Origin of the sequence: Cyanobium sp. Maggiore-St4-Cus, assembly GCF_024345615.1 — a bacterium.
GTDB lineage: Bacteria > Cyanobacteriota > Cyanobacteriia > PCC-6307 > Cyanobiaceae > Cyanobium_A > Cyanobium_A usitatum.
This window is the reverse complement of record NZ_JAGQBL010000004.1, coordinates 13,833-31,248: the sequence shown is the minus strand read 5'-3', so window position 1 is coordinate 31,248 and position 17,416 is coordinate 13,833. Positions and strand designations below refer to the sequence as shown.

At 63.9% G+C, this 17,416-nt stretch carries 19 protein-coding genes; 14 read left to right on the top strand and 5 right to left on the bottom strand.

The window, feature by feature from the left end; translation table 11 throughout:
- The first annotated feature begins 53 nt into the window (after nucleotides 1–53).
- A complete protein-coding gene (argJ, locus tag KBY99_RS04775) occupies nucleotides 54–1,256 on the top strand; it encodes a bifunctional glutamate N-acetyltransferase/amino-acid acetyltransferase ArgJ (protein ID WP_254997665.1) in 1,203 nt (400 codons plus the stop codon).
- Between the two features lie 107 nt (nucleotides 1,257–1,363).
- On the top strand, nucleotides 1,364–1,540 hold the full coding sequence (locus KBY99_RS04770) for a hypothetical protein (RefSeq protein WP_254941892.1): 177 nt from the start codon (nucleotides 1,364–1,366) through the stop codon (nucleotides 1,538–1,540).
- Between the two features lie 89 nt (nucleotides 1,541–1,629).
- Here KBY99_RS04770 and KBY99_RS04765 read toward each other — a convergent pair whose 3' ends face one another.
- Entirely contained in the window at nucleotides 1,630–1,803 is a 174-nt protein-coding gene (locus KBY99_RS04765) for a hypothetical protein (protein WP_254997664.1), read from the bottom strand.
- A 56-nt stretch (nucleotides 1,804–1,859) separates the two neighbouring features.
- On the opposite strand from KBY99_RS04765, the gene KBY99_RS04760 reads away from it, so the two are divergent.
- The 3 genes from KBY99_RS04760 to KBY99_RS04750 are packed head-to-tail and all read left to right on the top strand — an operon-like array spanning nucleotide 1,860 to nucleotide 4,266.
- On the top strand, nucleotides 1,860–2,309 hold the full coding sequence (locus KBY99_RS04760; RefSeq protein ID WP_254997663.1) for a hypothetical protein: 450 nt from the start codon (nucleotides 1,860–1,862) through the stop codon (nucleotides 2,307–2,309).
- Complete coding sequence (locus tag KBY99_RS04755; protein ID WP_254941894.1) at nucleotides 2,306–2,602, top strand: hypothetical protein; 297 nt, start codon at nucleotides 2,306–2,308, stop codon at nucleotides 2,600–2,602. Before KBY99_RS04760 ends, KBY99_RS04755 begins: the two co-directional genes overlap by 4 nt.
- Entirely contained in the window at nucleotides 2,602–4,266 is a 1,665-nt protein-coding gene (locus KBY99_RS04750) for an ABC1 kinase family protein (protein ID WP_254997888.1), read from the top strand. The genes KBY99_RS04755 and KBY99_RS04750 overlap by 1 nt, the downstream gene beginning before the upstream one ends.
- Here the strand turns inward: KBY99_RS04750 and KBY99_RS04745 are convergent.
- Both KBY99_RS04745 and eno read right to left on the bottom strand, forming a co-directional pair.
- Nucleotides 4,223–5,755 carry a GGDEF domain-containing protein gene (locus KBY99_RS04745; protein ID WP_254997661.1) on the bottom strand — a complete coding sequence of 511 codons (1,533 nt, stop codon included), beginning with the start codon at nucleotides 5,753–5,755 and terminating at the stop codon, nucleotides 4,223–4,225. The two genes, KBY99_RS04750 and KBY99_RS04745, sit on opposite strands and share 44 nt — an antisense overlap.
- 101 nt (nucleotides 5,756–5,856) lie before the next feature.
- Nucleotides 5,857–7,152 (bottom strand): phosphopyruvate hydratase, encoded by a 1,296-nt coding sequence (eno, locus tag KBY99_RS04740; protein ID WP_254997659.1) that lies wholly within the window; start codon nucleotides 7,150–7,152, stop codon nucleotides 5,857–5,859.
- A gap of 141 nt (nucleotides 7,153–7,293) precedes the next feature.
- Here eno and gloA point away from each other — a divergent pair, with 141 nt between their 5' ends.
- The 6 genes from gloA to rplA all read left to right on the top strand — a co-directional run bounded on the left by gloA (nucleotide 7,294) and on the right by rplA (nucleotide 12,820).
- Entirely contained in the window at nucleotides 7,294–7,686 is a 393-nt protein-coding gene (gene gloA, locus KBY99_RS04735; RefSeq protein WP_254941896.1) for a lactoylglutathione lyase, read from the top strand.
- Nucleotides 7,687–7,697: 11 nt separating this feature from the next.
- A complete protein-coding gene (locus tag KBY99_RS04730) occupies nucleotides 7,698–10,436 on the top strand; it encodes an ATP-dependent Clp protease ATP-binding subunit (protein ID WP_254997657.1) in 2,739 nt (912 codons plus the stop codon).
- Nucleotides 10,437–10,483: 47 nt separating this feature from the next.
- A complete protein-coding gene (secE, locus tag KBY99_RS04725; protein ID WP_409996527.1) occupies nucleotides 10,484–10,744 on the top strand; it encodes a preprotein translocase subunit SecE in 261 nt (86 codons plus the stop codon).
- A 179-nt stretch (nucleotides 10,745–10,923) separates the two neighbouring features.
- On the top strand, nucleotides 10,924–11,490 hold the full coding sequence (gene nusG, locus KBY99_RS04720) for a transcription termination/antitermination protein NusG (RefSeq protein WP_396093237.1): 567 nt from the start codon (nucleotides 10,924–10,926) through the stop codon (nucleotides 11,488–11,490).
- A 104-nt stretch (nucleotides 11,491–11,594) separates the two neighbouring features.
- Nucleotides 11,595–12,020, top strand: a complete 426-nt coding sequence (gene rplK / locus KBY99_RS04715; protein ID WP_106632872.1) for a 50S ribosomal protein L11 — start codon at nucleotides 11,595–11,597, stop codon at nucleotides 12,018–12,020.
- 92 nt (nucleotides 12,021–12,112) lie between these two features.
- Complete coding sequence (rplA, locus tag KBY99_RS04710; protein WP_254997655.1) at nucleotides 12,113–12,820, top strand: 50S ribosomal protein L1; 708 nt, start codon at nucleotides 12,113–12,115, stop codon at nucleotides 12,818–12,820.
- Here rplA and KBY99_RS04705 read toward each other — a convergent pair.
- Entirely contained in the window at nucleotides 12,804–14,288 is a 1,485-nt protein-coding gene (locus KBY99_RS04705) for an ABC transporter permease subunit (protein ID WP_254997653.1), read from the bottom strand. The genes rplA and KBY99_RS04705 overlap by 17 nt on opposite strands.
- A 254-nt stretch (nucleotides 14,289–14,542) precedes the next feature.
- On the opposite strand from KBY99_RS04705, the gene rplJ reads away from it, so the two are divergent.
- Nucleotides 14,543–15,067, top strand: a complete 525-nt coding sequence (gene rplJ, locus KBY99_RS04700) for a 50S ribosomal protein L10 (protein WP_254997652.1) — start codon at nucleotides 14,543–14,545, stop codon at nucleotides 15,065–15,067.
- Nucleotides 15,068–15,117: 50 nt separating this feature from the next.
- Complete coding sequence (rplL, locus tag KBY99_RS04695; RefSeq protein ID WP_106632876.1) at nucleotides 15,118–15,501, top strand: 50S ribosomal protein L7/L12; 384 nt, start codon at nucleotides 15,118–15,120, stop codon at nucleotides 15,499–15,501.
- 300 nt (nucleotides 15,502–15,801) lie between these two features.
- Here the strand turns inward: rplL and KBY99_RS04690 are convergent, their stop codons facing one another.
- Nucleotides 15,802–16,542, bottom strand: coding sequence for a DUF3747 domain-containing protein (locus KBY99_RS04690; RefSeq protein ID WP_254997651.1), 741 nt, complete (start codon nucleotides 16,540–16,542; stop codon nucleotides 15,802–15,804).
- 57 nt (nucleotides 16,543–16,599) lie between these two features.
- Here KBY99_RS04690 and KBY99_RS04685 point away from each other — a divergent pair, with 57 nt between their 5' ends.
- A complete protein-coding gene (locus KBY99_RS04685; RefSeq protein ID WP_254997650.1) occupies nucleotides 16,600–17,409 on the top strand; it encodes a ribonuclease H in 810 nt (269 codons plus the stop codon).
- Nucleotides 17,410–17,416: the final 7 nt, after the last annotated feature.

The following is a 17,416-nucleotide window of genomic DNA, read 5'->3' as shown; positions in this document are numbered from 1 at the left end:
TTGAGAAGGGGCGTGGCGCTATTCCATGCTCAGGTTCGCAGCAGCTGCAGCCCGTGACCCACCCCTGGCACCCGATCCCCGGCGGCATCACCGCCCCCCGTGGCTTCCAAGCCGCCGCTGTGACCGCGGGCCTGAAGGCTTCCGGCAATCCCGACCTCTCCCTGCTGCTGGCGCCCGAGGGCGCCGTGTGCGCTGGCACCTTCACCACCTCGATGGTGCGGGCCGCCTGCGTGGATCTCTGCGCCGAGCGCCTGGCGGACTCAGGCGGTCATGCCCGGGCGGTGCTCACCAATTCCGGCCAGGCCAATGCCTGCACCGGCGATCGGGGCCTGATCGATAGCTTGCGGGCCACCCAGGCCGTCGCCGATCGGTTGGGTCTGGCGCCTGAAGAGGTGCTGATCTGCTCCACCGGTGTGATCGGCGTGCCGATTCCTATGGGCACCTTGCTGGCGGGTCTTGATCCCTTGGTGGCGGCCCTCAGCCCCGAGGGTGGCGCCGCGGCAGCCACCGCCATCCTCACCACCGATCTGGTGGCTAAGCAGATAGCCCTGGAGGCGGATCTGGGCGGCCGCAGTGTGCGCATCGGCGGCATGGCCAAGGGCTCGGGAATGATCCACCCAAATATGGCCACGATGCTGGGCTATCTCAGCTGCGACGCGGGCGTACCCGCTGAGGTGTGGCAGGCGATGGTGCGGCGGGCGGTGGATCGTTCTTTTAATGCGATCACGGTGGACGGCGACACCAGCACCAATGACACGTTCCTGGCCTTTGCAGCCGGGGAGCTCCTAAGCCACGAGCACTACGAAGCGCTGGAAGCCGGCCTGACGGCGGTGTCGCAACACCTGGCCAAGGCGATCGCCCGCGATGGCGAGGGCGCCACCTGCCTGATCGAGGTGCAGGTGCAGGGAGCTGCCGATGACACCGGCGCTCGTGCCATTGCCCGCACCGTGTGCGGCTCGTCGCTGGTGAAATGCGCCGTGCATGGCCGCGATCCCAACTGGGGCCGGATCGTGGCCGCCGCCGGCCGGGCCGGCGTGCCCTTTGCTGCTGATCTGGTGGCTCTGTGGCTGGGCGAGCACCAGCTGATGGCCGCTGGCCAGCCCTTGGCTTTCGATCGTGTCGCCGCCAGCACCTATCTGCAGAGCGACACGGTGATTATTCGCCTGGTGGTGGGCGATGGCCCCGGCACAGGTGTCGCCTGGGGCTGCGACCTTTCGGCTCAATATGTCCGCATCAACGCCGATTACACGACCTAATTATCTGAAGGCAAACCAAACGAGTCTTCAGCTGATCTGTGTTGGAATTTCTACAGTGATTAGATTTCAACGGTGATTACAGGCCTTGGTCGAGGAGAGCACCAGCGATGAGCAACCCCCTATGGATGCTTGTGCCCTGGGCGGTTTTTGCAATCGCGGCAGGAATCAAGTTTTGGCGCTTGACCAGCCTGTTCCGCAGGCACCTAATCGGCGCCCCGTCCGGCACCGAGCAGTTCAGGAGCTCCCTTGAGCGAGCCTGGGCTAAGGACCAGCAGGCCGCCTGACAGAGCTCCGCAAGGGGGCGTTACAAATTGTGATATATTTGGGTTTGGTCATCGAGCGGTCCTGGACGGGTCCGCTTTTTTATTGGCCATTATTTGTTGATCGCTCTCCAAAGCCACCAAATAACCAGCCCCAGCAGCGCCCATGGCAGCAGCGCTCGAAATACAACTGCCACCAGCAACACCACCAGCAACGACACCGCGGTGCGCTTTGTCAAAGCCTTCGCCTCGTCGCTCATGAAGCGCCAGCGGGGAATCAGGGGCATCTGTTCTTAGGCGGGGACTCCCCCCAGCAAAGCCCCTCCCCCTAGATTTGGCACCTATGGCTCAAGTGGCTTCGGTTTCAGCAGCTCCGCCATCCCAGCAACGCCCCCGATGGCAGGTGCCATTACTGGTGGGCTTTTGCTTTGGCCTCGGTTATGGCGTCACCCAGCGGCTGCTTGCCCTGCAGCTGCCTTCCCTGGTGCGCCTTGGTCAGGGCTTTGAGGTGCGGCCCTTCCCGGGCACCTCGCTGGAGAGCCTGCGGCTGCGGTTTGGCGCTGAAAACCAGGACATCCGCGGTGACGCCGATCTTTTGCAGTTAGAGCAGCAACCCGATACAGCGGCTCCCGCCGCCAGGGAAGCTGAGCCGCCCCAGGAGTTGCCCTCGCCCGCGGCTGAACCGGAAGCCCAGGCTGTCCCTGCTGACGCGCCCAGCCTGGATGCCCCGCCGCCTCCAGATTTACCAGGCGCTGATCTGCCACAGTCCACACCTGCTGCCGGGCCCCAATGAGTGCGCCGCAATCGCTTGTGCAAGCTGCCTTGCAGCGCTTGGGGGCCCGTCTAGGCAGCGGCCTCGTTGATGCGGCCGCCAATCTCGCTCTGCTGGCCCAGGACGCTCCCGAGCGTCTGCGTCAGGAGTTTCAGCTTTTCTGGGACGAAGTGGAAGCAGAAGCTGCCCGGATCGAGAGGGACGATGAGCCGGAGGTAGCCATCACGGCGCCGTCTGCGGATATCCAGGATCAAATCGATGCCCTGCGCGCCCGGGTGGCGGCCATGGCTCGCCGACTGGACCAGGATTCGTGATCCTGCTTAGGCCGCTGCGCATCTGGTGGTTGGCCCTGGCCCTGCTGCTCGGTCTGTGGTGGGACGGCCAGGCCTGGAGCTATGTCGGTGGTGTCACCCCAGAGCGGCAGCGGAGTCGCCAGCGCCGCCGGGCTCGCTGGCTCACCCAGGCGTTCCTGGGGCTTGGCTCAGCCTTTATCAAGCTGGGCCAATTGCTTTCGGCCCGTCCCGACGTGCTGCCCGCTGAACTGGTGGAGGAGCTAGCCACCCTGCAGGACCGGGTGCCCGCCTTCCCCTTTGCGGTGGTGCAAGACCTGCTGGAGCAGGAGTTGGGTGAGCGCTGCGCCGAGATAATTGACCTGGAGAGCGAGCCGCTGGGTTCGGCCAGCCTGGCCCAAGTGCACCGCGCCAGCCTGCGCAGCGGCCGTCAGGTGGTGTTCAAGGTGCAGCGACCTGGCTTGGAGCGCACCTTCCGGCTCGACCTTGAGGTGATGCAACAAGTTGCCGCGGCGGTGCAGCGCCATCCCCGCTGGGGCCGCGGCCGCGACTGGATCGGCATTGCCCAGGAGTGCCGGCGGGTTTTGCTCAGAGAGCTCGACTTCCGGCTGGAGGCCGAGCACGCGGCCCGCTTCCGCCAGCAGTTTCTTGACGATCCCGGCATCCGCATTCCAGCCGTGGTGTGGGAATTGAGTACCCGCCGGGTGCTTTGCCTCGACTATGTGCCCGGCATCAAGATCACCGATCGCCAGGCCCTGATCGAGGCTGGAATCGTGCCCGCCGCCGTAGCGGAAAAGGGCGCCGCCAGCTACCTGCAGCAGTTGGTGCGTTTCGGCTTTTTCCACGCCGATCCCCACCCCGGCAACCTGGCCGTTGCCGCCGATGGGGCTCTCATCTACTACGACTTCGGCATGATGGGTCAGCTCTCTAGCCGCCTGCGGGGCCGCCTGGGCAGCATGGTGCGTGCAGCTGCTGGCCGAGACGCAGCTGGTTTGGTCAAGGAGCTGCAGCAGGCGGGTGTGATTGCACCTGGCGTTGATCCTGGCCCGGTGCGGCGCCTGGTGCGGGTGATGCTGGAAGAGGCGCTGACGCCTCCCTTTTCCGCCAATGTGCTTGAGCGCCTGTCGGGCGACTTATACGACCTTGTTTACGGCCAGCCCTTCAGGTTGCCCCCAGAGCTGATCTTTGTGATGCGGGCCCTCTCCACCTTTGAGGGGGTCGGCCGCAGCCTCGATAGCGGCTTTAGTTTGGTGGCGATTGCCCGCCCCTACCTACTTCCCCTAATGACTTCAAGCGGTGGCAGTGGTTCTGGTGTTGGCGGTGGTGCAAACGACCTCTTCAACGAAATCTCGCGCCAGGCGGCAGAGGTAGGCAGCCGCGCCTTGGGTATTCCCAAACGATTAGACGACAGCCTGGCGCGCATCGAGCAGGGCGACCTGCAGGTGCAGATTCGCGCCGGCGAAACGGATCGCCTGCTACGGCGCTTGGCTCTGGCCCAGCAGGCTGCCGGTCAGTCGATGCTGCTAGCTGGTTTGGCGGTTGCAGCGGCCCTGCTGGCGGTCAGTGCTAGGCCCGCTTTAGTGATCATCCCCCTGCTGGCCAGCCTGCCTGTCGGGCTCAGCTGGATCAAGCTGCAGGGCCGGCTTAAGCGCGATGGCCGGATTGATCAATTGCCCGGCGTGGGTTGAGCTTTTTGCTGGTTTGGGCCTTGTAGGTGTACATAGCCTCATCAGCTTTTGCCCAGGTTTGCTCCAGGGTGGTTCGCGGTTCACTCATCGCTGCACCGATCGAGGCTTGAACGCCGCAGGCTTGCAGGGCATCCCGCAGGCGATCGATCAGTTCATCCAAGCCGGAGGCGCTGGGGTTGAACACCATCAGCGCGAACTCGTCGCCGCCAACGCGGGCCAGTAAATCCGTGCTGCGCATTTGGGCGCTCAGCTGGCTGGCTGCGATCTGCAGCACCTGGTCGCCCATCTGATGGCCCTGCTCATCATTGATTTGCTTGAAGCCGTCTAGGTCAACCACCACCAGCCCGTATTGATGGCCGTGTCGCTGGCGGCGGCTCTCCTCAAGGTTGAGGCTCACATCCCAGGCGCGGCGGTTGGCGATGCGGGTGAGCCCATCGGTGCGGCTCTCTCGCAGCAGGGCCCCATTGAGCTGGCGTAGGCGGACCTCCGAATTGCGACTCACTAACACCAACGAGATGGTGGCCAGTGAACCCATCAGAAAAACCAGGGCAGCGGCGCGCCAGGAGATCCAGTTGAGCCGGTTGTGGTCAATGCTCACCTGGGTGCTGACCAGCTGGTTGGCAAAGGGCACGATGCGTAGCCCTACCAGTTTTTGGTCTTCTGGCTCCAGCTCAATCTTGGGCAGTGCCCGGCGCAGGCTCGCTTTGTCCTCGAGCACCTGGGCCGGGTTGAGAGTCACGCCTACGTCAAGTTGGCTAGCGCCTCTTGGGAAGAGCGCTTGCAGGCTTGGGTCCTGATCATGACCGCTGATCGCCAGAATGCTGGCCGAAAGATTTACCAGGGCGAAGGCTGCTTTTTGCTTGCCCCGTATGTTCCATGGACCGTAGATAAAGGCTGTCCAGCCACTGGAGCGGCCCGGTATTGGATAGGCCCGCACCGCCAGAGGGGTAAGGCTGTAGCCCAATTCATTGCAGTGGTGCTGATTTAGGTCGGCCCTGAGCTCAGGGGAGGCGCCGCTTAGGGCAGTGCGAACTGATCGAGCCTGGGGATCGTTGCGGGGATCTAGAGGTAAACGGCGCAGGATGGCCAGGCTTTCCCGCTGGGAGATGCTGCTGGTACGAAAATCCTCGAGATCCCAGCTGCCGAGGCTGATTACGCCGATGGTCGCGTTGGGACCGGGATCGGTGCGCTCACCCTCTGGTTCCCCGTTTTGCACATCGCTGCGAGCCAGGGAAAGGGCTGTGAGCGAGCGGGCAATGGTGGTGCATTTGGCAGAGGCCAGGTGGCTCACCTCCGAGGCCCCAACCGACTCCAAAGGCTCATGCAGGAGTTGATAGGTGAATACGGCCGCTCCAGCCGTAACAACCATGCCGATAGCGCCGAGCAAGGCGGAGAGGCGCGTTAAGCCCTTTGCATTGAACTCTGGGCTTTTTGCTGTGAATTCAGACGCCACCAATTTGGTGGGAGGGTCTTGGGAGGCGGGTGCCAACAGCGCCACCTCCGGGCCTTAAGCGTTCAGGGAAATAAACTAATTTAATCGCTGACCCTAGCTTTTTTATTTATTGTCCCCCATTGGGGGACAATAAATACTTAGGCCTTGCCGCGGGGCCCCCGGTCTTCAGCGCCGGCGTATATCGCTTGGCTGCCGAGTTCGTCCTCAATCCGGAGCAGTTGGTTGTATTTAGCCACCCGATCGGAGCGACTGAGGGATCCGGTTTTGATCTGGCCGGCACGGGTTGCCACGGCGAGGTCGGCGATGGTGGTGTCTTCGGTTTCGCCGGAGCGGTGGCTGATAACACTGGTGTAGCCAGCCCGGCCGGCTAGATCGATCGCCTGCAGGGTTTCGGTGAGCGAGCCGATCTGATTCACTTTGATCAGAATTGAATTGGCGACACCAAGATCGATGCCCCGCTGTAGCCGGGCGGTGTTGGTCACAAACAGGTCGTCGCCCACCAGCTGCACCGTTTTGCCAAGGCGCTCGGTGAGTAGGGCCCAACCATCCCAGTCGTCTTCGGCGATGCCGTCTTCAATTGAAACGATCGGGAACCGGCTGGCCAGCTGGGCTAACTGGTCCACCATCTCGGCGCTGCTGTAGCTTCCGCCGCCGAAGTTGTAGCGGCCATCTTTGAAAAACTCGGTGCTGGCCACATCCAGAGCTAAGGAGATCTGGTCGCCGGGCCGATAGCCGGCCTTCTCGATTGCTTGCACCAGCAGTTCTCCGGCGGCGTCATTGCTGGCCAAGTCCGGAGCGAAGCCGCCCTCATCGCCAACGGCGGTTGAGAGGCCCTGGCTGCTCAGCAAACCCTTGAGGGTGTGGAACACCTCCGCGCCCATGCGCAGGGCTTCGCGGAAGCTGCTGGCGCCATGGGGCACCAACATGAATTCCTGGAAATCCATGTTGTTGGAGGCGTGGGCGCCGCCGTTGATCACATTCATCAGCGGCACCGGCAACAGGTTGGCCAGCGGGCCGCCTAGGTAGCGGTAGAGGGGCAGGCCGACGCCGTTGGCGGCTGCCCGGGCGGTGGCCAGGCTCACGGCCAACACGGCGTTGGCACCGAGGCTGGACTTGTTATCACTGCCGTCGAGTTCGGCCATGGCACCGTCCACGGCGCTTTGGTCAAGGGCGCTGAGGCCACAAAGGGCCGGGGCGATTCGCTCTTCGATGTTGTTGACGGCTTGGGTGACGCCCTTGCCGAAGTAACGGCTGCCGCCATCGCGCAGCTCATGGGCCTCATGGGCACCGGTGCTAGCGCCACTCGGCACAATCGCCCGGCCGCTGGCGCCTCCCTCCAGCAGCACCTCGGCCTCCACCGTGGGTGTGCCGCGGGAATCCAACACCTCCCGTGCCACCACGGTGTCAATAACAAGGTCGAGGGAATCGATCACGTTGAAGTGCCATTGGCGCTCTCTGTCGAGATCCTATGGGTCACCCCCACCCATCCATTTGTGCTGATGGGTACCGCCCTTGGGGTTGCTCGCCACAATGGAATTTGTTATGCCCAGGTTGCTGCCTGGCCTGATCCGCTGATGCGCATGCTGCACACCATGCTCCGGGTTGGCGATCTGGAGCGCTCCCTCACCTTTTATACGGAGGTGTTGGGGATGCGGATGCTGCGCCGCAAGGACTATCCCTCAGGCCGTTTCACCCTCGCCTTTGTGGGTTACGGCGAGGAGCGGGACACCACCGTGCTGGAGCTAACTCACAACTGGGACACCAGTCATTACGACCTTGGTGCGGGCTATGGCCACATCGCCCTAGGAGTGGAGGACATCCAGTCGGTTTGCGATGCAATCCGGGCTAAGGGCGGCAAGGTGGTGCGCGAACCCGGTCCGATGAAGCACGGCAACACGGTGATCGCCTTTGTGGAAGATCCTGATGGCTACAAGGTGGAACTAATCCAGCTCTCCTCCCGCGGCTGACCGCTAAGCCCATGCCCCCAAGCCTCACCAGCGAACCAGATCGCTTCAGCGAAGACGCCTGGGAGTTGCTCTTGGCCTCCCAGGACACGGCTCGCCGTTGGCGCCATGGCTCCATGGATGTGGAGCACCTGCTGCAGACCCTGCTGCTGGAAAGACGCTTCGGGCGCTGGCTGGATCCCCTGCCGCTTGAGCCCGATCGCCTGCTCGATCAGCTCGAGAGTTTCTGCGTCGACCAACCCGGCAGCGCTGGCGGTGAGCTTTACATCGGCGATGCCCTTGAGGATCTGCTCGAGGATGGGGACCGCTGCCGGGCCGCCTGGGGCGACTCTCTCTTAGACGTATCCCACCTGCTGGTCGCTTTGGTGCGCGATCCCCGGATCGGGGCGTCGTTGCTGGCGGCTGAGGGGCTCAGCGAAGACTTGCTGCAACGCCAGTTTCGGCCTGGTTCCCCTGCCAGCCCAGCCCCACCGGCTCCTGCTCCCCAGCAGGCGCCAGCCCCCCCCCCCGATGCCTGGATCGACGCGGGCCCGTCTCCGCTTGCGCCGGTAGCTGCCGCCCCACTGGCAGCCCCACAGGTTGTCGCCCCACTGGAGCAGGAGCCGCCCGAGCCCAGCGCCCTGGAGCGCTACGGCCGGGATCTCACTGCGGCGGCCCGGGCCGGCGAACTCGACCCGGTGATCGGCCGCGACTTGGAGATGCGACGCCTGATTCAGGTGCTCTCACGCCGCAGCAAGAACAACCCGGTGCTGATTGGGGAGCCCGGCGTCGGCAAGACCGCCGTGGCTGAGCTGCTGGCCCAGCGCATCGTGGCCGGCGAAGTGCCCGACTCGCTCCAGGGTCTGCGGCTGGTGGCCCTGGATTTGGGCGCCTTGATCGCAGGGGCCAAGTTTCGCGGCCAGTTTGAGGAGCGCCTCCGGGCCGTGCTTAAGGAGGTGCACGACGCCGATGCCGTTCCTGGGGCAGCCGGGGTAGTGCTGTTTATCGACGAGCTGCATACGGTGGTGAGCGGCGATCGCTCCAATGCCGACGCCGGCAGCGTGCTCAAGCCAGCCCTGGCCCAGGGCTACCTGCGCTGCATCGGCGCCACCACCGCCGAGGACTACCGCCGCAGCATCGAGAAGGATCCTGGCCTGGAGCGCCGCTTCCAGCAGGTGCTGATCAAGGAGCCAGGTCTCGATACCAGTGTGGAAATTCTGCGGGGCCTCAAGGAGCGCTACGAATTGCACCACGGCGTAGCCATCACCGACCAGGCTTTGGTGGCGGCAACTCGCCTGGCCGACCGCTACATCACCGATCGTTGTTTGCCCGATTCGGCCATTGATCTGGTGGATGAGGCCGCCGCCCAGTTGCGGATGGAGGTCACCTCCAAGCCACAGATGGTGGAAGCCGCCGAGGCCGAGCTGCGCCGGGTGGAGCTGGCCCTCCTCTCGGCTGAGGCGGCGCCGCTGGAGGAGCGGCTGCAGTTGCAGGAGCAGCGCCGCCGCGCCACCGAGACCCTGCAGGCACTGCAGCAGCGCTGGCAGGCGGAGCGGGAGCGGCTGGCGGAGCTGCGGGAGCTGTTGCAGCAAGACGAAGACCTACGCCACGCCATTACCGATGCCGAGCGGGAGGGTGACTATGAGGAAGCAGCCCGGTTGCAGCACGACCAGCTCAATGGCTTGCAGCAGCGCCGCGAAACCCTTGAGGCCGAACTGAAGGGGGAGACGATCCTGCGTGAACAGGTGGAGGAGGGCGACATCGCCGATGTGGTGGCCCGCTGGACCGGCATTCCGGTGCAGCGCCTGCTGGCGGGGGAGCGCCAGAAATTGCTGGAGCTGGAGCAACTCTTGGGCGAGCGGGTGGTTGGCCAGCTAGAGGCGGTGGCGGCGGTGGCCGCGGCGATCCGCCGCGCTAGGGCCGGTATGCAGTCGCCAACGCGGCCGGTGGGTTCGTTTTTATTTCTGGGCCCCACCGGCGTGGGCAAAACCGAGCTCGCTAAGGCTCTGGCGGCGGCGCTGTTCGACGAGGACGACGCCCTGGTGCGCCTCGACATGAGCGAATTCATGGAGCGCAACGCCGTGGCCCGGCTGGTGGGGGCACCCCCTGGCTATGTGGGCTACGAGGAGGGCGGCCAGCTCACCGAGGCGGTGCGGCGCCGGCCCTACGCGGTGCTGTTGCTTGATGAGGTGGAGAAGGCCCACCCGGAGGTGTTCAATTTGCTGCTGCAGGTGCTCGACGACGGCCGCCTTACCGATTCCCAGGGCCGCACCGTGGACTTCCGCCACACGGTGGTGATCATGACCAGCAACCTGGCCAGCCGCGCCATCCTCGACAGTGCAAAGGCGGCACGGGAGGCGGGCGTGGAGCTTGACCAGCAGGCCTGGCTCGATCAGCAGATCTGGCTCGACCAGCAGATAGACCAGGCTTTAGCCAGCCAGTTTCGGCCGGAATTCCTTAACCGCATTGACGAGGTGATCCGCTTCCGCCCCCTTGGTCCAGCCGACCTGCAGCGCATCGTGCGCCTGCAACTGGCCGAGCTGGCCCGGCTGCTGGCTGAGCAGCACCTGGAGCTGGAGGTGCCGGAGCCGGTGGTGCAGGCCCTGGCTGAGCAGGGTTACGAGCCCGAATACGGCGCCCGGCCCCTGCGGCGGGTGCTGCGGCGCCAGCTGGAAAATCCCCTGGCGACCGAGCTGCTGGCGGAGCGCTTCAGTGGCGCACGGGGCGTGCGTGTTGAGCCGGGCAATCCCTTGACCTTTGTGCCCCTCGGCTAGGGTGTTCGTTTGCCGGTACGCGCGGACGCCCCCGTGCGCGAGCGCCAGTGGACCCAACCCCCCCAACTCCCGACTCCAAAGAGGCAGAACCCAGCCCCGATGCGTCCATCTCGCCTGCCGCAGCCTCGGCGGTGCCTGATGGCTTTGCTGCCGCCACCCTGGCGGAACTCCGCAAAGTCGTTTGGCCCAGCCGTCAGCAGCTGTTCAGCGAATCGGTGGCCGTGATCTTGATGGTGAGTCTCTCGGCGGCAGCGATCGCCGCCATCGATCGTTTTTATGGCTGGGGGGCCAATCAGGTGTTCCGTTGAGCCGATCCGTAGTCGATCCCCCGTCCGTTGATCCCGTTTCTTTCCTGAGCCCCGTGTCCGAGTCCCTGACCGACAGCCAAATCGAAGCCACTGAGCTTGCGGCAGAAGAGCTTGAGCTTGCGGCAGAAGAGCTCGAGCTGGTGCCCCAAGTGCTGGAAGCGCCGGCGCCAGTTGAGAAGATGCAGGTGGCCCGCTGGTATGCGGTGCAGGTGGCCTCCAGCTGCGAGAAGAAGGTGAAGGCCACGCTCGAGCAGCGGGCCGTCACCTTGGGCGTCGACAACCGGATCCTTGAGATCGAGATCCCCCAGACCCCGGGGATGAAACTGAAGAAGGATGGCTCGCGCCAGAGCACGGAGGAAAAGGTGTTCCCCGGCTACGTGCTGGTGCGAATGGTGCTCGACGAAGACACCATGATGGCCGTGCGCAGCACCCCCAACGTGATCAATTTCGTGGGGGCAGAGGAGCGGCGCGCAACGGCCAAGGCCCGAGGCCACATCAAGCCCCGGCCGCTCAGTCGCACGGAAGTTGATCGCATCTTTAAGCGAGCCGCAGAAAAGAAGGCAGTCGTCAAGGTGGATCTAGCCGAAGGCGATCAGATCCTGGTCACGGCTGGTCCTTTCAAGGATTTCCAGGGCGAGGTGATCGAGGTTTCCGGCGAGCGCAACAAGCTCAAGGCCCTGCTCTCGATCTTTGGCCGGGAAACCCCGGTGGAGCTCGAGTTTTCCCAGATCAGCAAGCAGAGCTAGGTTTCGGCCCCGCTCAGCGGCCGTCTCCCTGCGGAGGGCGGCCGTTTCAGTTCACATCCCCGGCGATGGGGGTGATCCGCAGATTCGCCCCGTAGCCTTAGACGATGGCCAAGAAAGTCGTTGCCGTTATCAAGCTGGCCCTCCAAGCCGGCAAAGCCAACCCCGCGCCGCCGGTGGGCCCTGCCCTCGGTCAGCACGGCGTCAACATCATGGCGTTCTGCAAGGAGTACAACGCTCGGACGCAGGAGAAGGCTGGATATGTGATCCCGGTTGAAATTTCGGTCTTTGAAGACCGCAGCTTCACCTTCATCACTAAGACCCCTCCCGCTTCCGTGCTGATCTCCAAAGCAGCCGGTATCGAGAAGGGTGCCGCCACCTCTGCCAAGGGTTCGGTGGGTGCCATCAGCCGCGCCCAGCTCGAGGAGATCGCCAAAACCAAGCTGCCCGACCTCAACTGCACCAGCGTTGAATCGGCCATGCGCATCATCGAAGGCACCGCCCGCAATATGGGCGTCGCCGTTAACGATTAATTCCACCCCTTATCCGGGGGAGATCCAGGCAGCCTTGATCAGTTCATCTGCTCAACAGCCACGCCCTGAATCGCCCGTACCCCATCCCCACCATGCCGAAAATCTCCAAGCGCTTCTTAGCGCTCAGCGCCAAGGTCGAAGACCGCAGCTACGGCCCCCTCGAGGCCATTGAGCTGGTTCAGACCAACGCCAACGCCAAGTTTGACGAAACCCTGGAGGCCCACGTGCGCCTCGGGATCGATCCCAAGTACACCGACCAGCAGCTGCGCACCACCGTGGCCCTGCCCCACGGCACCGGCCAGGCGATCCGCATTGCCGTGATCGCCCGCGGTGAAGCCGTGGCCGCCGCCAAGGCTGCCGGCGCCGACCTCGCTGGTGACGACGATCTGGTGGATCAGATCGCCAAAGGCGAGATGAACTTCGACCTGCTGATCGCCACCCCGGACATGATGCCCAAGGTGGCCAAGCTGGGCCGGGTGCTCGGTCCCCGCGGCCTGATGCCCAACCCCAAGGCAGGCACCGTCACCACCGATCTGGCTGGCGCCATCAACGAGTTCAAGGCCGGCAAACTTGAGTTCCGCGCAGACCGCAGTGGCATCGTGCACGTGCGCTTTGGCAAGGCCAGCTTCACTCCAGCCAACTTGCTCGAGAACCTCAAGGCCCTGCAGGAGACCATCGATCGCAATAAGCCCAGCGGTGCTAAAGGCCGCTATTGGAGGAGCCTCTATGTGACCTCCACCATGGGCCCCTCGGTGGAAGTTGACTTCTCGGCCCTGCAGGACCTCAAGCAGGAAGGCTGAGTCGCCGCTCCAGCTGCTTGAACAGCAGCGAGGCCGTGGTGGTCATCACTAGGTAAACCAAGGCCACCGCTAGGTAAACCTCAAACGCCCGGTAGCTGGTGGCCACCACCAGCTGCCCTTGGCGGAAAAGTTCGTCGAAGCCGATCACCGCCGCCAGGCTGGTGTCCTTAATCAGCGTGATGAACTCATTGGCTAAGGAGGGCAGCACCCGCTGCAGGGCCTGGGGCAAGATCACTAGCTGCAGCGCCGTTAGGGGCTTGAGCCCCAGGGCCCTTGAGGCCTCCCATTGGCCCCGGTCAATGGAAATAATTCCTGCTCGTAGGGTTTCCGCTAGGTAGGCAGCGCCGTTTAGCCCTAGGGCGAGCACTGCTGCCGCGAAGCGATCTAGTTGCAGCTCTAGTCCCAGTTGGCGGGCTAGGGCAGGCACGCCGAAGTAGATCACGAACAGCTGCACCAGAATTGGCGTGCCGCGAAAGAAGTCGACGTAGATGCGGCAGCAGCGCTGCATCACTGTGTTGGCCCCCAGTAGCCCCGCAGCTACAAGGCCGGCTCCGATCAGGCCTAGGCCGAAGGAGCAGAGGGTCAGCGCCAGGGTCACGCCCGCACCGCGGATCAAATTGCGCAGCAACTGCACCCCGTCAAGTCCGGCGCTATCGCTGCGGCTATCGAGAGCAGGGGCTCGCTGGGGCAGAGCTGGCGGGCTCTGCCCAAACCAGCGCTCATAGATACGGGCGTAGCTGCCATCGGCCAGTACCTGGCCCAGCCCCTTGTTTACTGCTTCGCGCAGGCCAGAGCCCTTGGGGAAGGCGATGCCGTAGAAGTCGCTAGTGAGGGGCTTGCCGGCGATCTCGATGCCATCGAGGCCAGCCGTTTCGATCGCATACAAGGTGGCAGGCAGGTCATTTACGTAGGCCTCCACGTGGCCGTTCAGAAGCTCCTGCAGGGCAAGAGGACCTGAATCAAAGGTGCTGAGCTTGGCTCCGGGCACGGCTGCCATGGCCTTTGCACCGGTGGAACCGATCTGAACGGCGATCGTGCGTCCTTCTAGATCCTTGAGGTTGGCGATGCCCCGGGTGCCTCGCCGCACAACTATGCCCAAGCCAGCGGCAAAATAGGGGCGCGAAAAGTCGACGGTTTCGGCCCGCTCTGCGGTGATCGTCATGGCGCTGATCGCCAGGTCGAGGTTGCCCGCTTGCAGGGCAGGTATCAGGCCATCGAAGGGCAGAGCTGTGAGCTTGAGCCGATGGCCAGTGCGCTTGGCGATCGCTTCGATCAGTTCGATATCGAAGCCTCGCAGCTCGCCGCTGGCCCCATCAGTCATGCCGAAGGGGGCATAGGTGGGATCGGTGCCTACGGTCCAGGCGGGGGCAGCTCCAGCTGGAATCGCCAGGCTTACCACCAAGGCCACCACCAAGGCCATCACCAAGCTGAGCAGCAGCTTGGCGCCGCGGCGGCGAGAGGCAGGCATGGCTGAGCTCGGGTGTGGGCAGTGTGTAGTGTGGACCACTGGCTTTGTCCAGAAGGGCACGCGCCCTACCCCAGACAGCAGGTGGACTTCGGTCCATAAGTCCTGCCGAGGTGATCGCGACAGGTTTGGCACCAAGAAGGATTCGTCCGGAAGGGTTGTGGAGCGTGCAGCGGCCTCGAGTTGACCTTTCCCTTGGGAAAAGTCAGCGTCCCGGGCTGCGTTCCCGGCTTGTTCCCCTGATCCGTTCCTTTCCTATGGGCCGCACGCTGGAGAGCAAGCAACAGATCGTCGATGAGCTCAAGGGGCTCCTCGGCGAGGCCGAAATGGCGCTTGTCCTTGATTTCAAGGGCTTGTCCATCAAGGAGATGTCTGATCTGCGGATTCGTCTGCAGGCCAGCAAGGGGGTGTGCAAGGTGACCAAAAACACCTTGATGCGCCGCGCCATTGATGGAAATACCGCCTGGGCGAATCTCGATTCTCTGCTCACCGGCTCCAACGCTTTCGTCCTTGTTAAGGGCGATGTGGGTGGTGCGGTGAAGGCCGTGCAGTCCTTCCAGAAGGACACGAAGAAGTCTGAGGTAAAGGGTGGCCTTTTCGAAGGCAAACTCCTCTCCGAAAAAGACATCAAGGCCATCGGAGATCTGCCCTCCAAGGAGGTGCTCATGGCCCAGATCGCAGGTGCGATCAACGCCGTGGCTACCAAGTTGGCCGTGGGTATCAACGAGGTTCCGTCCGGTCTTGCCCGGGCGCTCAAACAGCACGCCGAAGGCGAAGGCTGAGCTCCCCCGATCCGACTGTTCACAAACAGATCTGTTGCTGATTCTCAACCATGTCCGCTACAACCGACCAAATTCTCGAGTCACTGAAGACTCTTTCCCTGCTTGAAGCTTCCGAGCTCGTCAAGCAGATTGAAGAGGCTTTTGGTGTATCCGCCGCCGCTTCCGCGGGCGTCATGATGGCCGCAGCTCCCGCTGCTGCCGCTGAAGCCGTCGAGGAGCAGACCGAATTCGACGTCATGCTCGACAGCTTTGACGCCACTGCCAAGATCAAGGTCCTCAAGGCCGTCCGCGAAGTCACCGGCCTCGGCCTGGGCGAAGCCAAGGCCCTGGTGGAAAGCGCTCCCTGCGCCATCAAGGAAGGCATCGCCAAAGGCGAAGCCGAATCCATCAAAAAAGCTGTGGAAGAAGTCGGCGGCAAGGTTTCGATCAAGTGATCGCTGGGGCCCTGCGGGGCCCTATCACCTTTCTGCCAACGTCATTTCGTTGCTATCAGACCGGCCCCTTCAGGGCCGGTTTTTTGATGCAGTAACCAACAAAAAGATCTGACCAATAAAAAGATGTGACCAATAAAAAAGCCCCGCCGAAGGCAGGGCTCTGAGTTGGAACGATTCTGGGAGTCTGTCCTCGTTTCGACCCCGGAAGAGCGTTCCCACTCCTCACACCCCAGAAACTTAATGGCAGGCTTTGGGATCGGCTAGCTGGACTGGGACTCTCCGGCAACTGGCACCTGGGCTTCAATCGCGGAAGGGGATCACTGGCAAGCGAATAGGGCCCTGGCCTGTCCCCTGGGCCAGCAGGCTCGGGGGGGCAACCGGCGGACGCAGGCCAAGCTGGGCTCCAGGCCTGGCTGGGGGTTGGGAGGTGCCGCTGGCTGCGGCTAGTAGCTGGGGCAGGGGTGCGGCGTTGGCGAAGTACAGGTGATTCAGGGTCTGCTCGCCAAAGCTGCGGCGTTGCAGGTCCCAGCCGGCTTCGAGCTTCAGGGCTACAAACCCATCTCGATCCCGCAGGGGCACCTTGGCGCGGGCAACCACCAGGGTGGTGGGATCGCTGGGGGTGCTGGCCTGCAGTTGCAGTTCGTTGCCGCTCTGGCGCAGCTGCAGCCGGTAGCGACTGGCCAGATCCTGATCGCCGATGCGCAGGGAGTAGCCGTTGCTGTCGAGATAGCGGCTGCAGATGCCGGTGTAGTTGAAGCGGTTGAGGGCCGGGTCGATCAGGCCGTCGGGGCGCTCCTCCCAGCAGCGGGGCTGGGGTTGGATCTGCTCAAGCACCAGCAGGTTCCAGTCGTTGCGCCCCAGGGGCCGCGCCAGCACGGCGAAGCGGCTGGCATCGAGCGGCCGGCTATTGAACAGGTTGGCGGCCTCTGCCCAGGGGGTGAGGGCGGCCAGGGCCGCACCTGCCAGCAGGGCGTTGCGCCAGGGACGGTAGGTTCGGCGCTCTGCCCGGCTTCTGGTCAGGCCCGGTTTGGATGGGTCCATGGCGGGGCGCAGCAAGCGGACAGATGGGTTCTCTAGCGAATTTTCGGGGGTTGTCCAGTGGCGGCTAAGCCGGTGAAAGTGGTGGCTGCGGCCTGTGATGGTGCTTGCAGTGGCAATCCGGGTCCAGGCGGCTGGGGCGCCTTGCTGCGCTTCGAGGATGGCTCGGTGCATGAGATGGGCGGCGCCGATCGGGCCACCACCAACAACCGCATGGAGCTCACCGCAGCCCTGGCTTTGTTGGAGGCGATCAAGGAGCTACCCCGTCCGGACCAGCTCAGCATTCGCACCGACAGCCGCTACCTGATCGATGGTTTCAGCAAGTGGATCCAGGGGTGGAAGCGCAAGGGCTGGCGCACGGCCTCCGGCGGGGCGGTGCTCAATCGGGATCTATGGGAGCAGCTGGACCAGGCCAGGCTTGAGGGGGTGTCCCTGGTGCACGTCAAGGGTCACAGCGGTGATCCAGACAACGACCGCTGTGATGCGATCGCCGTGGCCTTTTCCAAGGGTCAGATGCCGGCCATGGCGGCTGGCGAGGTGATCGCCACTGCCCGGATCGAAGCCGACGTTCCTGCCGATATTCCTGCCGATATTCCCAGCACTAAAAACGCCGCCCCTAGCCCAGAGATTGCCGACCCGGCGCCTGCGCCCCTGCAGCAGCAGCTCAGCCGCTGTGAGCTGGCCGATCGCTTCGCTGGCCAGGGCTACGGTCTCAGCTTGGTGGAGCTGGCCCAGTTGGTGGAGCAGCCCCTGCAGCAACTGGAGCGCCGCAGTGGCCCCTGGCGCTGGCGCGACTGGCAGGTGTTGCCCCTGGAGGGAGGGCGCTGGCGTTTGCAACGGGACGAGGGAGGATTGGTGGTGCGGGAGTAGGCGGCGG

Coding starts and splice junctions, on each gene's coding strand:
- KBY99_RS04765 (WP_254997664.1), bottom strand. CDS start 1,803: ATGCCCCTGATTCCCCGCTGGCGCTTCATGAGCGACGAGGCGAAGGCT.
- KBY99_RS04760 (WP_254997663.1), top strand. CDS start 1,860: ATGGCTCAAGTGGCTTCGGTTTCAGCAGCTCCGCCATCCCAGCAACGC.
- rplA (WP_254997655.1), top strand. CDS start 12,113: ATGCCGAAAATCTCCAAGCGCTTCTTAGCGCTCAGCGCCAAGGTCGAA.
- gloA (WP_254941896.1), top strand. CDS start 7,294: ATGCGCATGCTGCACACCATGCTCCGGGTTGGCGATCTGGAGCGCTCC.
- KBY99_RS04730 (WP_254997657.1), top strand. CDS start 7,698: ATGCCCCCAAGCCTCACCAGCGAACCAGATCGCTTCAGCGAAGACGCC.
- KBY99_RS04755 (WP_254941894.1), top strand. CDS start 2,306: ATGAGTGCGCCGCAATCGCTTGTGCAAGCTGCCTTGCAGCGCTTGGGG.
- rplK (WP_106632872.1), top strand. CDS start 11,595: ATGGCCAAGAAAGTCGTTGCCGTTATCAAGCTGGCCCTCCAAGCCGGC.
- KBY99_RS04705 (WP_254997653.1), bottom strand. CDS start 14,288: ATGCCTGCCTCTCGCCGCCGCGGCGCCAAGCTGCTGCTCAGCTTGGTG.
- rplL (WP_106632876.1), top strand. CDS start 15,118: ATGTCCGCTACAACCGACCAAATTCTCGAGTCACTGAAGACTCTTTCC.
- KBY99_RS04770 (WP_254941892.1), top strand. CDS start 1,364: ATGAGCAACCCCCTATGGATGCTTGTGCCCTGGGCGGTTTTTGCAATC.
- rplJ (WP_254997652.1), top strand. CDS start 14,543: ATGGGCCGCACGCTGGAGAGCAAGCAACAGATCGTCGATGAGCTCAAG.
- KBY99_RS04690 (WP_254997651.1), bottom strand. CDS start 16,542: ATGGACCCATCCAAACCGGGCCTGACCAGAAGCCGGGCAGAGCGCCGA.
- nusG (WP_396093237.1), top strand. CDS start 10,924: ATGCAGGTGGCCCGCTGGTATGCGGTGCAGGTGGCCTCCAGCTGCGAG.